13 protein-coding genes are annotated in these 13,703 nt (G+C 44.0%); 9 read left to right on the plus strand and 4 right to left on the minus strand.

Features of this window, described 5'->3' with window-relative positions; all coding sequences use genetic code 11:
• Positions 1-15 precede the first annotated feature (15 nt).
• The 3 genes from thrB to R7190_RS11995 all read left to right on the plus strand — a co-directional run bounded on the left by thrB (position 16) and on the right by R7190_RS11995 (position 3,048).
• A complete protein-coding gene (gene thrB, locus R7190_RS11985) occupies positions 16-972 on the plus strand; it encodes a homoserine kinase (RefSeq protein WP_033906103.1) in 957 nt (318 codons plus the stop codon).
• Positions 969-2,249: a threonine synthase gene (gene thrC / locus R7190_RS11990; protein WP_132936765.1), complete on the plus strand. Its 1,281-nt coding sequence runs from the start codon at positions 969-971 to the stop codon at positions 2,247-2,249. The genes thrB and thrC overlap by 4 nt, the downstream gene beginning before the upstream one ends.
• Positions 2,250-2,388: 139 nt before the next feature.
• Positions 2,389-3,048, plus strand: coding sequence for an NADPH-dependent FMN reductase (locus R7190_RS11995; RefSeq protein ID WP_132936766.1), 660 nt, complete (start codon positions 2,389-2,391; stop codon positions 3,046-3,048).
• 110 nt (positions 3,049-3,158) lie between these two features.
• Here the strand turns inward: R7190_RS11995 and grcA are convergent, their stop codons facing one another.
• Positions 3,159-3,536 carry an autonomous glycyl radical cofactor GrcA gene (gene grcA / locus R7190_RS12000; protein ID WP_005381814.1) on the minus strand — a complete coding sequence of 126 codons (378 nt, stop codon included), beginning with the start codon at positions 3,534-3,536 and terminating at the stop codon, positions 3,159-3,161.
• A gap of 326 nt (positions 3,537-3,862) precedes the next feature.
• On the opposite strand from grcA, the gene nfo reads away from it, so the two are divergent.
• The 3 genes from nfo to R7190_RS12015 all read left to right on the plus strand — a co-directional run bounded on the left by nfo (position 3,863) and on the right by R7190_RS12015 (position 6,382).
• Positions 3,863-4,747, plus strand: coding sequence for a deoxyribonuclease IV (nfo, locus tag R7190_RS12005; RefSeq protein WP_017821508.1), 885 nt, complete (start codon positions 3,863-3,865; stop codon positions 4,745-4,747).
• A gap of 289 nt (positions 4,748-5,036) precedes the next feature.
• The gene (gene ung / locus R7190_RS12010) at positions 5,037-5,717 is read left to right on the plus strand and encodes a uracil-DNA glycosylase (RefSeq protein ID WP_005382846.1); all 681 of its coding nucleotides are present in this window, start codon (positions 5,037-5,039) and stop codon (positions 5,715-5,717) included.
• 113 nt (positions 5,718-5,830) lie between these two features.
• Positions 5,831-6,382, plus strand: a complete 552-nt coding sequence (locus R7190_RS12015) for a hemerythrin domain-containing protein (protein WP_005381807.1) — start codon at positions 5,831-5,833, stop codon at positions 6,380-6,382.
• Between the two features lie 236 nt (positions 6,383-6,618).
• Here R7190_RS12015 and R7190_RS12020 read toward each other — a convergent pair whose 3' ends face one another.
• A complete protein-coding gene (locus R7190_RS12020; protein ID WP_005381805.1) occupies positions 6,619-6,804 on the minus strand; it encodes a DUF3545 family protein in 186 nt (61 codons plus the stop codon).
• A gap of 721 nt (positions 6,805-7,525) precedes the next feature.
• Between R7190_RS12020 and R7190_RS12025 the strand changes: the two genes are divergently transcribed.
• Both R7190_RS12025 and yaaA read left to right on the plus strand, forming a co-directional pair.
• Positions 7,526-8,959: an alanine/glycine:cation symporter family protein gene (locus tag R7190_RS12025; RefSeq protein ID WP_005381800.1), complete on the plus strand. Its 1,434-nt coding sequence runs from the start codon at positions 7,526-7,528 to the stop codon at positions 8,957-8,959.
• Positions 8,960-9,069: 110 nt separating this feature from the next.
• A complete protein-coding gene (gene yaaA / locus R7190_RS12030; protein ID WP_017821506.1) occupies positions 9,070-9,846 on the plus strand; it encodes a peroxide stress protein YaaA in 777 nt (258 codons plus the stop codon).
• A 109-nt stretch (positions 9,847-9,955) separates the two neighbouring features.
• Here the strand turns inward: yaaA and srmB are convergent, their stop codons facing one another.
• Positions 9,956-11,179 (minus strand): ATP-dependent RNA helicase SrmB, encoded by a 1,224-nt coding sequence (gene srmB / locus R7190_RS12035; protein WP_005381797.1) that lies wholly within the window; start codon positions 11,177-11,179, stop codon positions 9,956-9,958.
• Between the two features lie 107 nt (positions 11,180-11,286).
• The gene (locus R7190_RS12040; protein ID WP_053306891.1) at positions 11,287-12,006 is read right to left on the minus strand and encodes a tRNA1(Val) (adenine(37)-N6)-methyltransferase; all 720 of its coding nucleotides are present in this window, start codon (positions 12,004-12,006) and stop codon (positions 11,287-11,289) included.
• 330 nt (positions 12,007-12,336) lie between these two features.
• On the opposite strand from R7190_RS12040, the gene brnQ reads away from it, so the two are divergent.
• Positions 12,337-13,647 (plus strand): branched-chain amino acid transport system II carrier protein, encoded by a 1,311-nt coding sequence (brnQ, locus tag R7190_RS12045; protein ID WP_104975863.1) that lies wholly within the window; start codon positions 12,337-12,339, stop codon positions 13,645-13,647.
• The last annotated feature ends 56 nt before the right edge of the window (positions 13,648-13,703 follow it).

Here is a 13,703-nt window from a genome sequence, read left to right on the forward strand (position 1 = left end):
ATGAGTTCAAGTGATATGGATGTAGTGGTTTATGCCCCAGCATCAATTGGTAATGTAAGCGTTGGCTTTGATGTGCTGGGGGCGGCCGTGTCTCCAGTGGATGGCACACTATTGGGTGACCGTGTATTGGTGAAATCTGGGGCTGATCCGTTCAGCCTTAAAACGGCGGGTGATTTTGTTGAGAAATTGCCAACTGAACCAAAAGACAACATCGTCTACGACTGTTGGCTCGTGTTTGCTCGTGAGTTAGACAAAAAAGGCGTTGAGCTAAAACCACTTGAGATGACGCTAGAAAAGAACATGCCAATTGGCTCTGGTTTAGGCTCAAGTGCATGTTCTATCGTCGCTGCATTAGATGCATTGAACCGATTCCATGGACAGCCACTTAACGAGACAGAATTATTGGCGCTGATGGGAGAGATGGAAGGCAAGATCTCTGGTGGTATTCACTACGACAACGTTGCGCCATGTTACCTTGGTGGTGTGCAACTGATGCTTGAAGAGTTGGGTATCATCAGTCAAGAAGTGCCTTGCTTTGATGATTGGTACTGGGTGATGGCGTATCCGGGTATCAAGGTATCAACGGCGGAAGCGCGTGAGATCCTACCATCTCAATACCGCCGACAAGATATCATTGCTCATGGTCGCCACCTTGCGGGCTTTATTCATGCGTGTCATTCTGGTCAGCCAGAACTTGCTGCAAAAATGATCAAAGACGTGATCGCAGAACCGTATCGTGAGAAACTGCTTCCAGGTTTTGCGAATGCACGTCAATACGCTGCATCAGCAGGTGCGTTAGCAACCGGTATTTCTGGCAGTGGTCCAACACTGTTCAGTATTTGCAAAGAGAAAGATGTCGCTGAGCGAGTTGCTCGCTGGTTAGAACAGAACTACGTACAAAACGAAGAAGGATTCGTCCACGTTTGTCGTCTAGATAAGCAGGGTTCGAAAGTAACAGGAAGTGAGCTATGAAGCTTTACAATATAAAAGAAAATGATGAACAAGTTTCCTTTGGCCAAGCCGTTCGCCAAGGGTTAGGTCGCAATCAAGGCCTATTTTTCCCATCGGAATTACCAAAATTTGAAGATATCGATGCGCTGCTTGCAGAAGACTTTGTCTCTCGTAGCACTAAGATTCTATCGGCGTTAATTGGAGATGAACTTGCAGAAGAGCAAGTGAATGCTCTTGTTGATGCTGCATTTCAATTCCCTGCGCCTATCAACCAAGTAAAAGACGGTGTTTACGCACTGGAGCTGTTCCATGGTCCAACGCTTGCGTTTAAAGACTTTGGTGGTCGCTTTATGGCGCAATCTCTTGCTGCGGTTTCGGATGGCGGCAAGATCACTATCCTAACGGCAACTTCTGGCGATACTGGCGCAGCGGTTGCACATGCTTTCTACGGTATGGAAGACATCAACGTTGTGATTCTTTACCCGAAAGGTAAGATCAGCCCACTGCAAGAGAAGCTATTCTGTACGCTTGGTAAAAACATTCACACTGTCGCGATCGATGGAGACTTCGATGCGTGTCAGGCACTGGTTAAGCAAGCTTTTGGTGATTCAGCACTGCGTGAAGAGATCGGTCTGAACTCTGCAAACTCAATCAACATCAGCCGTTTGATGGCGCAAATCTGTTACTACTTTGAAGCAGCTGCGCAAATGAGCAAGCAAGAGCGTGAAAACCTAGTGGTATCAGTACCAAGCGGTAACTTCGGTAACCTAACTGCTGGTCTACTGGCAAAAGCACTGGGTCTACCTATTAAGCGCTTTATCGCGGCAACGAATGCCAATGACACTGTGCCACGCTACCTAGAAACAGGTAAGTGGGAGCCAAAACCAACAGTCGCAACAACATCGAACGCGATGGACGTGAGCCAACCAAACAACTGGCCTCGTATTGAAGAGCTGTGCCGCGTGAAAGAGTGGGGCTTGGAGACGTTAGGTAAAGGCGCAGTATCTGATGAGCAAAGCGCACAGTCAGTGAAAGATTTACATGCTCTAGGCTACCTATGCGAACCGCATGGTGCGATTGCTTACCGAGTGCTTGAAGAACAATTGCAAGACGGTGAAACCGGTCTGTTCCTATGTACTGCTCACCCTGCGAAGTTCAAAGAAGTGGTGGATGATATTCTAGAATCCGATATCGACCTTCCTGCGCCACTAGCGAAGCACGCTGCGATGGAGCTGCTATCGGAAGAGCTCGACGCAGACTTTGACGCATTGAAACAAGTACTGCGCCGCGTGCAGTAAGCTTCAAAGTATAGTAAGTATCAAAAACAGAAATAACGAGAGGTGAATGAGTAATCATTCACCTTTTTTATTGTCGGTAAGTTTTGACTCTCTTTATGATTGAGAAACGAACTTAACTAAATGAGATGGAAAGAGAAGCATGCATTTTTTGATTTTTCTTGGCTCAGTGAGAAACAGCACGCCACCACGACCAGCCCGTTTAGGAATGCGAGTCAGTAAAGCGTGTGAAAAACTCATCGCGAGTCAACATTCGCAACATACGGTCGAAATCATCGACCCTTTGAATTACGACTTTGGCGATGTGTTTAAGCCCGAGTTTGCTTATCACCGCTCTAAAGTTCCGCAGCACCTAAGTGAGCTGGCAGACAAAATCAAACAGGCCGATGGGTATGTGATGGTTAGCCCGGAATATAACCATTCGATGAGTCCTGCTTTGGCGAACATACTTAACCATTTCGGCAGTTCGCTGTTTTCTTACAAGCCGAGTGCTATCGTGACCTATTCTGCCGGACAATGGGGTGGTGTTAGAGCTGCCGTTTCTATGCGTACCTTCTTATCTGAACTTGGATGTCTACCTGTCTCTGCGATGATCCACATTCCGAAAGCGCAAGAAGTGTTTGATGAACAGGGCGTTGCTGAGGATGAGTCGGAGCAGACGCAGTGGGACAACTATATGAATCGCACTATGCATCAATTGATTTGGTGGGCAGAAGGGGCGTCACTGCAAAGAGATAGGCTTGATCCAACCTCTTTAGCGCAAGCGTTTCAGAAAGATCCTTCGCAAAGAAATGCACCTTAGAGGCGAGTTGCTTTCCATTATAGAAAGGGTTTAGAAGGATTCTGAAACAAAAAAGCTTGGTCATTGCTGACCAAGCTTTTTAAATTCTAGCGAGCTAGTTTACTGAGAGATTATAGAGTCTCAGTAAAAGTACGAGCGATTACATCCCGTTGTTGCTCTGGAGTTAGCGAGTTAAAACGTACTGCGTAACCAGAAACACGAATAGTTAGTTGTGGGTATTTCTCTGGGTGTGCAACTGCATCTTCTAGTGTTTCGCGTTTAAGCACGTTCACGTTTAGGTGTTGGCCGCCTTCGATACGAGGAGCAGTTTCGATTGCAACTTCACGGCTTTCGTATTCACCTAGGTCGCTGATTGCGATAACTTGGTCTGCTTCGTAGCCAGCAGTTGCAGCAACACAACGAGCTTCATTTTTTTCGCTATCTAATAGCCAGATAGAGTTTAGTAGGTCGTCGTTTGCCGCTTTTGTAATTTGGATACCTTGGATCATCACTATCTCCTAGACCACTTACGTGGTGATTATTGGTGTTAATTTTCGAATTTTCGTTGAGCTGAGTATTATATAGCTAATATCCACTATTTTAATATTGATTTAAGTCAAAAAACAACCAAAAACATTATTTTTATTAAGGTGATTTTATTGAGTTAAATCAATAAAACCTTTGAAAACAAACTAATTACAATTTATTTGAGAATATAAAAAATATTTAATAACTGGTTTTGTTGTAAATTTACTACAAATTGAGATTAAAGTTTAAACTGGTTAACGCAACTATCTGTATTTAGGTAGCAATACTGAAAGTCTAAAGTGATTAAATGACAAACATGAAAAACAAGCTTGGGAATAAACTCATTGGTGCACATGTCTCTGCTGCTGGTGGGGTCGATCAAGCTCCGTTGAGAGCTCGTGAAATTGGCGCGAATGCCTTCGCACTATTTACAAAAAACCAACGCCAGTGGGTGGCGAAGCCTTTAGAAGCAAAAACCATCAGTGCGTTTAAAGCGAACTGTAAAATGCTGGGTTTCGGAGCAGAGCATATTCTTCCCCATGATTCTTATCTGATTAACTTGGGTGCGCCGGAAGAAGAAAAGCTGAATAAATCCCGCGCGGCATTTATTGATGAAATGGAGCGTTGTAATCAGTTGGGGCTGACTTTGCTTAACTTCCATCCGGGCAGTCACCTAAAGAAAGTCTCTGAACAGGAGTGTCTCGCGACGATCGCCGAGTCGATCAATCTTGCGCATAAAGCGGTGCCGAATGTGATCGCTGTTATCGAGAATACGGCAGGTCAAGGCACTAACTTAGGCTGGAAGTTTGAGCACCTAGCTGAAATCATCGAGCAAGTGGAAGATAAAGATCGTGTCGGCGTTTGTATTGATACCTGCCATACCTTTACGGCTGGTTATGACTTACGTACAAAAGAAGATTGCGAGCGCACCTTTGCAGAGTTCGACCGTATCGTAGGTATGCACTATTTAAGAGCAATGCATCTAAATGATTCAAAAGTAGAGTTTGCCAGCAAAGTAGATCGCCACCATTCTCTAGGTAAAGGAGAGATCGGGTGGGATTGCTTTGAGTACATCGCGAAAGACCCTCGTTTTGATGGTATCCCTCTGATTTTGGAAACAATTGATCCAGATATTTGGCAGCAAGAGATCAACACGTTGCGTCAATTCCATTTAGCGGCCATTGACAGTTAATGGCGTAACCACAAAGTTGGCACCTTTCTTTCTTAGTCATTGAACATCAATCTCTGAATTAGCAAAGAAGGATGCCAACATGTCTCGACCATTCTCTTTTACTCCTTATACTTACACTCGTCGTGTGCTTCGCTTACCGATGCCTAATCGTCACATTACCGGACAGGGGCATTTTCGAACGCCACAGAAGCATTAGTCTTTTATTACTTGTCTCAAGTTCGTGGTAAGTTTTTGTTTGTTTGAGTTTCGCTCGTTAGAATAGAAGCAAAATTTAGGACAGGAACTTTCCATGAATCAGTCACCCACTTGGCACGATGTGATCGGCGAAGAGAAAAAGCAGAGCTACTTTGTAGACACCTTGAATTTTGTTGAAGCCGAACGCGCCGCAGGCAAAGCTATTTTTCCTCCCGCAAAAGATGTCTTTAACGCGTTTCGTTTTACCGAGTTCAAAGACGTTAAGGTCGTGATTCTAGGACAAGACCCATACCACGGCCCAAATCAGGCGCATGGCCTGTGTTTCTCTGTACTTCCTGGCATTAAAACGCCACCGTCACTGGTTAATATGTATAAAGAGCTGGCGCAAGATATTGAAGGTTTCCAAATCCCTCAGCATGGTTTTTTGCAAAGCTGGGCTGAACAAGGCGTATTGTTACTCAATACGGTATTAACGGTGGAGCAAGGTAAAGCGCATTCACATTCAAAGACAGGTTGGGAAACGTTTACTGACCGAGTGATTGAAGCCATTAATCAGCATCAAGAAGGTGTAGTGTTCTTGCTGTGGGGGTCACACGCGCAGAAGAAAGGGCGCTTTATCGATCGCAACAAGCACCATGTGTTAGCTGCCCCACACCCATCGCCACTCTCAGCACATCGAGGCTTTTTCGGTTGTAAGCATTTCTCTCAAGCAAACCAGTTGCTTACATCACAAGAAAAAGCACCAATTAACTGGCATTTGCCATTAACGGTATAAATGAAGAGACAGCGATCATGGATGCTATGATCGCTGTTTTTTTGAGCATGCTCGAGGCTGATAGTAAATTTCTCATGTACACTTACTAAAAGTAGGTGTTAAGGAGAGACGCTATGATGATCGAAAGAATTCGACGCGAACATGGTTATATGGTTCGTCTGTTGGCGATACTGCGCCATAAGCTTAATGAGATAAAAAAAGAACGTGTAATCAACTATGCGTTAGTAAGCGAGATTGTTGATTACCTCTCTAATCATTCGGAGAAAGTACACCACCCGAAAGAAGATATCCTCTATCACCACTTTCTTGAACACTATGGCAAGCAGCAAACCATGGAAAATTTAGAGAAAGAACATCTAGAGTTAGCGAGTAAAACCAGAGAGTTTTCATCCGTGATAGAGATGATCCTTCAGGATGCTGTTGTGCCACAAGACATGTTTGTCGCTCACCTAGAAGATTTCATAGAATCGCAAAGGCACCACTTGGAGCTAGAAGAGCGAAAAATTTTGCCTCTCATTGAAGAGTTATTTACCACAGAAGATTGGCAGCATGTCGAGAGCTTATGGAGCGTCAGTGAGGATGATCCTGTGTTTGGTGACACGATTGCTGATCGTTATAAGCAGTTGGCCGAACGTGTTCGTCAAAGTGATACTGAGTATGTTTAAGACTGAATGATGAAATCTGAGCGAGCGAAAGCCGTCTCTCGGGTTTGTGAGATACATTTCTTATTTATTGGGAATCAACCGAAAATTTAGTGTGCATATTTCTCGGCAAAAAGTACGGAAGATTCTCATTGAGTAATAATGGTATTCATACTTAAACCTTGGTACATAAACTCACGGTGTTTACGGTGACCGTAAACAAAAAACAAAAGGCACCTGTAAGGTGCCTTTTGTTTGAATTAGAGTTTAATGTCTTCCAAGTTATAATCGGTACAGACATCAAGTTCGCGCAGCTCTTTAAGCAAATTGCGTCTGTCGTTCATCTCTTCTATTTCACGCCACTTTCGCTTTACTGGTTTGGCACGAGATTTGGTTGTTGAGGTAGTATCCAGATTAAAAATGTCATCTAGTTGAAAGCCTTCCATAAGCCACCTTTACCTTTCTTAAGCTAAACTGTTGTAACCAGTCCTTGTGGAGTTTTTTAAGTACCACAATAGCCGTGAGAATAACCATGATATATTTCGCATTTGTGTCGGTAGCATGACATTTTCGTGCAAAAATATTCTCAAAATCACACTTTTTATTGCAACGATGTGGATAAAAAATGCACAAACGATCTCAAGAAAACGATTAAATAGAGAGATTTTCTATGTTAATTCGATTTGATGAATGGGTGCACTGCGCAAAGGTTAAAGTTGCATAAAATCAGTTTGATGAAATAGTGTTCAATTAGATGGTAAGTCACTAGCGTAAATTTATGTAACACCTTGTGAATACTAGCTTGTTCTTGTTTATACGGTTTACCATTCCATTTAATGAAGAATAATTATTTATGTTGGTGTTTGGTAATTGAAATGTTGCGCAGTTTGAGTGTTAAGTCTTCTATTTATGTTATTTTTTGGTGACTTTATAGTGAAAAATAACAATGTTATTCTTATTGTTGCATATTGATTTTTGCGCTCCTAGGTTGCATTATCCGCCCGTCAAAAAATACGCTGGTACGTAAAATGGATGCATGAAGCGACGTTTACGATTCTAGATTGCCCATAAACATTACTTAAAAAGCTAAGCACACTTTGACACTTAGCAGGCAATTTGGTGGATGGCTAGGACGCATAGACTGGCGCAACTCACTTTGAGGTACACATGACAGACTTAATCAATTTGATGAACGATCTCCTCTGGGGCTCGATTCTGGTTTATCTTCTTGTTGGTGTTGGTATTTACTTCACCGTTCGATTAGGGTTCATTCAGTTCCGCCATTTCGGCCACATGTTCTCTGTTCTTAAGAACAGCCGTAAAGCAGACAAAGCTGGTATTTCCTCTTTCCAAGCGCTTTGTACTAGTCTTGCTGCACGTGTTGGTACAGGTAACATGGCGGGCGTTGCAGTTGCATTGACTGCGGGTGGTCCTGGTGCGATCTTCTGGATGTGGCTGATTGCAATGCTTGGTATGGCAACATCGTTTGCTGAGAGCACACTGGCGCAGCTATACAAAACCAAAGATGATGATGGCAACTACCGTGGTGGCCCTGCCTACTACATGGAAAAAGGCCTGGGCATGCGTTGGATGGGCGTGTTGTTCTCAGTTTTCCTAATCATCGCTTTTGGTTTGGTATTCAACGCCGTACAAGCTAACTCAATTGCCAATGCAATGAGCAACGCATTTGGTTGGAATAACCTGTATGTCGGTATTGCCGTTGTTTTACTGTCTGCAATTGTTATTTTTGGTGGCATCAAGCGTATCGCAAGAGTTGCTGAGATGATCGTTCCGATCATGGCACTACTTTATCTAGCTCTAGCGCTGTTCATCATGTTCTCTAACCTAGAGAAATTACCTGATGTATTGATGCTTATCTTTAAGAGTGCATTTGGTCTGCAAGAAGCAGCAGCAGGTGGTCTTGGCTACGCAATTGCACAGGCAATGATTAACGGTATCAAGCGCGGTCTATTCTCGAATGAAGCAGGTATGGGTTCTGCACCTAACGCGGCAGCTTCAGCAACACCTTACCCACCACACCCAGCGTCTCAAGGTTACGTACAGATGCTAGGCGTGTTCATGGATACGATCGTTATCTGTTCTGCAACAGTGGCTATCATCCTGATGTCTGGTGAGTATGTCGGTCAAGCAACAGAAGTGACGGGTATCGAGCTAACTCAGCGTGCATTGAGCTCACAAGTTGGCGATTGGGGCGGCATCTTTGTTGCTGTGGCAATCTTCTTCTTTGCGTTTACTTCAATCATTGCAAACTACTCGTACGCTGAAACGAACTTAATCTTCCTAGAGCACAATCATAAAGCGGGCTTAAGCATTTTCCGCGTTATTGTTCTTGGTATGGTGATGTTTGGTGCACTAGCTTCGTTACCAGTCGTATGGTCGCTTGCTGACGTCTCTATGGGTCTGATGGCGATAGTCAACTTGGTGGCGATCATCTTGCTATCTGGCATCGTGATTAAACTGGCCAAAGATTACAATCGCCAGCTTGGTGAAGGCAAAGTGCCAACATTTGATGCGAATGATTTCCCAGAGCTGAAATCTCAGCTTGAAGAAGGCATTTGGTACAACGATAAAAAAGACTAAGTGAGCTATCACTCATAGTTGAAAGCTATTAGTACGATGTAAAAAGCCATGCAGACAATGCATGGCTTTTTTTGTACCCTATTAAAAACAAAATTAGAGAAGGGAAAGTCATGCTTATCGTAGTTTCTCCAGCGAAGACTCTTGATTACGAGTCTCCGTTAGCGACAGAAAAATTTACTCAACCTGAGTTGGTCGAATACTCAAAAGAGCTTATCGATGTTTGCCGCAAACTGACTCCTGCTGATGTTGCCTCTTTAATGAAAGTGAGCGACAAGATTGCCGATTTAAATGTAGGTCGATTCCAAGAGTGGAGTGAAACGTTTACCACTGAAAACTCACGACAAGCCATTCTTGCATTTAAAGGTGACGTTTACACAGGGCTAGACGCCGAAAGTTTATCTGAAGCGGACTTCGAATATGCTCAAGATCATCTGCGTATGCTATCGGGTCTTTATGGTTTACTAAAACCACTTGATTTGATGCAGCCATACCGTCTTGAAATGGGTACCAAGCTTGCAAACGACAAGGGTACGAACTTGTACCAGTTTTGGGGCAATGTTATTACGGACAAGCTTAACGAAGCGATTTCTGCTCAAGGTGATAATGTCCTTATCAACCTTGCATCAAATGAATACTTTAAAGCGGTTAAGCCAAAGAATTTAGATGCGCAAGTGATCACGCCAGTATTCAAAGATTGTAAGAATGGTCAATACAAGGTCATCAGTTTTTACGCGAAGAAAGCGCGCGGTATGATGGCGCGTTACATCATTGAAAACCGTGTTGAGAGCGTTGCAGACCTGACTAAGTTTGATACGGTGGGTTACTACTTTGTGGAAGATGAATCGACGCCAACAGAGTTAGTATTTAAACGCGAAGAGCAAAAATAAAGCTGATTGAGACGTAGTCTACGTTAATCTCTATCAGCACAAACGAAAAAGGGTTGGCATTGCCAACCCTTTGTTATTTTCTAGCTTGAGCTACTTGGCCCCAACAAGATTACTTCTTCTTAGCGGTTTTCTTTTTCGCTACTTTTTTCTTGTCGTCTTTTTTCTTTTTCTTCTTAAACACAGGCTTTTTGTGTTTAGGACGCATCTCTTTCACGAAACGCTCTTTGATGTCTTCTTTCACATAACGTGCAACGCGATCCATCATTGGTTGGTCGTGTGCTTCTACGATTGAGATAGCGTTACCTTTCTTACCTGCGCGAGCCGTACGGCCGATACGGTGAAGGTAAACATCAGCCGTGCGCGGCATGTCGTAGTTGATAACGTGTGATACATCCGGAAGATCGATACCACGCGCAGCAACGTCCGTCGCGAGCAGCACGTTCACAGTTCCATCGCGGAAGCGAGAAATCGCATTGTTACGACGATCTTGCGGCATTTCACCTTGAATCCAAGAACATGGAATCTGTGCACTTTCAAGCTGCGCTCGTAGCTCAGCCAAACGCTCACGAGTCTTTAAAAAGACGATAGTGCGCTCAGCTTGCTGAGTAATAATGTGTTTTAGTAATTCCAGTTTGTGTTCAGCATCATCAGCTCGGTGGTACCACTGAGCAATTTTCTTACGCTCACGCAGCGGCGATTTTGCATCAATCTCTGCTGGGTCATTCAACAGATCAGCGGTAAAGCCTTCTACGCCTTTCCCTTCTAACGTTGCTGAGAACAGAAGGGTTTGCTTACGCCAGCGACATTCGTTAGATAGGCGATCGACAGTAGGAGCAAAACCCATATCTAGCATACGGTCTGCTTCATCAAGGATTAACCATTCGATTGCACGACAATCAAAACGTTCTGCATCAATGTATTCTTTTAAACGGCCAGGTGTCGCAACCACAATGTCTTGTGTTGTTGCAAGGATGTCGGCGTGCTCTTGGTACTGAACACCACCAGTGATGGTGAAAATGTTGAGTTTGGTATTTTTTGCCAAAGCACGTGCTTGATCGGCAATTTGCATCGCCAGTTCGCGAGTAGGCGTTAGGATCAAAATACGCGCAGGCCCAGGCTTACGACGAGGGAAGTCTTGCAAGTATTGCAATGCTGGCAGGACGAAGGCGGCCGTTTTACCAGTTCCTGTTGGCGCTGACGCTAGAATGTCACGACCGTCCAACGCTTGTGGAATCGCTTCTGCCTGAATTTTTGTTGGGCGTTCGTAACCCATCTCTTCAATGGCTTCAAGTAGGTTTTGGTCTAGATCAAGTTCAGCAAAGGTTCTGATCACAATGAGTTCTCCACAAGCAAAGCTTGGTTAATGGTTCGCCACAACAGCATAGAATACAAAAAGGTCGCACATTATAAAGTGATTGGTGATAAGGATCACATGTTATTTCACATCTTAAGATAAAACTCGCGAGTTAACTGTATGAAATCATCACTATAGCCGTCATTTGAACGGATAATTAAATGTGACGTCTGCAAATCGCAAGGTCGTTTTGACAGTTCAAATAACAGTCGGTGTACTGGTTTCTTTTCTGATGGTTGCACACGACAGATCCGCGATAGATACCAACCTTGGTTTAATGCTAGCTCAATGAACTGCTCGCCTTCGGTGATTGGCAACACAAAACTAGCTCTCCCTTCGTCATCAAGCAAATGATAGCAACGCTGTAGCAATGCGTTATGGCCTAGCGTATCAGTGTGCCTCGCGGTTGCACGTTGACTGTGTTTCGATTGCTCGCCGCTGTTGAAGTAGGGCGGGTTACAAATGATGCGTTGGAATGGATGTGTCGGCGTAAAGTGCAGTATGTCGGTGTGATGCACACTTACACGATCTGACCAAGGAGACTGGGCCATATTTTTTTGCGCGGCAGCAACGGCTGTTAATTCGATATCGACCGCGGTTATTTGAGCTTCTGTAAAGCGTTGAGCACACATCAGGGCAAGCAGGCCAGTGCCAGTGCCAATATCGAGAATTTTAGCGTCGTTAGGGCTTTGAATCCAAGCACCAAGCATTACCCCATCTGTGCTGACTGGCATACCACTCTCGCCGCCCTCAATACAAAATTGCTTAAAATTGAAGCCTTTAGTTTTCAGTTTTTTGTTCTTCATGATTGTTTTATATTTGCTCAATAATTAAGTGGATTGCTCTATTGTTTATTAATTGTATAGATTGTTGTTTTGTTGGTTATTAAATTGTATTGTTAATTGATCGAGATAAAGAACTGGTCTGTCATTTGGATCTGGTTATATCCACTGCTTTTAAGTTTGAAAACTAAATTAATATGGTGTTTTTTTCTTAAAGGTTGCCAAATGATGAGTCTTTCGTCATTATGCGGCGAAAATTTTATAGATTGAACCACGTGTACTTATTGACTTTAGGTATACAAAAAGTGGTCTAAGCATACACAACATTCATTAATTAAAAGACAAGGGTTATCTGTGAAGCAGACGTTAAAACTAACAGATATTATCGCAGTAGGCTTTATGCTATTTGCGTTCTTTTTAGGTGCGGGCAATATTATCTTTCCACCTCTAGCGGGTCAGTTAGCGGGTGAAAACTTAATGCCAGCTATGTTTGGTTTCTTGCTAACAGCGGTAGGTCTACCTCTTATTACTATCGTTGCTATTGCTGTTGCTGGTGGTTCTTGGGATCACTTGACGCAAGATCTTCCGAAAAAAGCGGCAGTTCTTATGGCTGCACTGATTTTCATCATCATTGGTCCTGCGTTTGCAGCGCCTCGTACTGGCCTAGTGGCTTACGAGATGGCGGTGAAACCTTTCTTCCTTGAGGCATCACAAACGCATCTGACAGCGTTCTCAGTGATCTTTTTTATCACAGCGATGATGTTCTCATGGTTCCAAGGCCGTTTGATCGATCTTATCGGTAAAGTACTGACACCAGCATTGTTTGTTGGTTTGATCATTCTTGCTGTCGCTGTCTTCCTTGATCCTCAGGGCGATATGATAGGCGCGCACGGTGAATACCTAACGCAGCCTCTGACCAAAGGCTTCTTAGAAGGCTACAACACAATGGATACGTTCGCGTCATTGATGTTTGGTATGCTGATGGTTGATGCACTGCGCGGTAAAGGCATTACTGAGCGCTCTGCAACTACTAAATATCTGATCTATGCAGGTTGTATTGCTGCTGCTGGTCTTGCGTTTGTTTACATCTCACTATTTTACTTAGGTGCGACGAGTGCAACGGTTGCTGCTGGTGCTGATAATGGTGGCCTAGTGCTTAGCCAATACGTTCAAGCGTTGTTTGGTCCATACGGTCAAATCGTTCTGTCTGTCATCGTATTGCTAGCGTGTCTGACAACCGCGATTGGCTTGATTTCTGCGTGTTCAGATTTCTTCAGCTCGAAAACACCACTGTCATACAAGCAATGGGTACTGATTAATGGTTCTGTTTGTGCATTGGTTGCAAACGTTGGTCTTGCGCAGCTGATTTCTCTGTCAGTGCCAGTATTGTTTGCGCTGTACCCTGTGGCGATTGCGTTGGTTGCACTAACATTTGTGCGCAGCAAACTGCCGAATCCACGCTTTGCTTACCGTGCAGTACTGCTTGTATCTCTGCTGTTTGCGTTGGTTGATGCGGCAAAAGTATCGGGTATTGATGTTTCTGCGTTTAACATGTTGCCACTATTCGAAGTCGGCATGGGTTGGGTGCTTCCAACATTTGCGGCTATCGTGTGCATGTTCTTCATCGCGAAACCTCGCCCAGAGCTAGCACAAGAAACCGCGTAATCACTTCGCGTTATCAAGATAATAAAAAGCCCGATGAATTACTTCATCGGGCTTTT

Source organism: Vibrio sp. 1078-1 (assembly GCF_033340475.1).

Excerpts from the sequence above, each read along its gene's own strand:
- thrB (WP_033906103.1), top strand. The coding sequence starts at position 16 with ATGGATGTAGTGGTTTATGCCCCAGCATCAATTGGTAATGTAAGCGTT.
- thrC (WP_132936765.1), top strand. The coding sequence starts at position 969 with ATGAAGCTTTACAATATAAAAGAAAATGATGAACAAGTTTCCTTTGGC.
- R7190_RS11995 (WP_132936766.1), top strand. The coding sequence starts at position 2,389 with ATGCATTTTTTGATTTTTCTTGGCTCAGTGAGAAACAGCACGCCACCA.
- grcA (WP_005381814.1), bottom strand. The coding sequence starts at position 3,536 with ATGATCCAAGGTATCCAAATTACAAAAGCGGCAAACGACGACCTACTA.
- nfo (WP_017821508.1), top strand. The coding sequence starts at position 3,863 with ATGACAAACATGAAAAACAAGCTTGGGAATAAACTCATTGGTGCACAT.
- ung (WP_005382846.1), top strand. The coding sequence starts at position 5,037 with ATGAATCAGTCACCCACTTGGCACGATGTGATCGGCGAAGAGAAAAAG.
- R7190_RS12015 (WP_005381807.1), top strand. The coding sequence starts at position 5,831 with ATGATGATCGAAAGAATTCGACGCGAACATGGTTATATGGTTCGTCTG.
- R7190_RS12020 (WP_005381805.1), bottom strand. The coding sequence starts at position 6,804 with ATGGAAGGCTTTCAACTAGATGACATTTTTAATCTGGATACTACCTCA.
- R7190_RS12025 (WP_005381800.1), top strand. The coding sequence starts at position 7,526 with ATGACAGACTTAATCAATTTGATGAACGATCTCCTCTGGGGCTCGATT.
- yaaA (WP_017821506.1), top strand. The coding sequence starts at position 9,070 with ATGCTTATCGTAGTTTCTCCAGCGAAGACTCTTGATTACGAGTCTCCG.
- R7190_RS12040 (WP_053306891.1), bottom strand. The coding sequence starts at position 12,006 with ATGAAGAACAAAAAACTGAAAACTAAAGGCTTCAATTTTAAGCAATTT.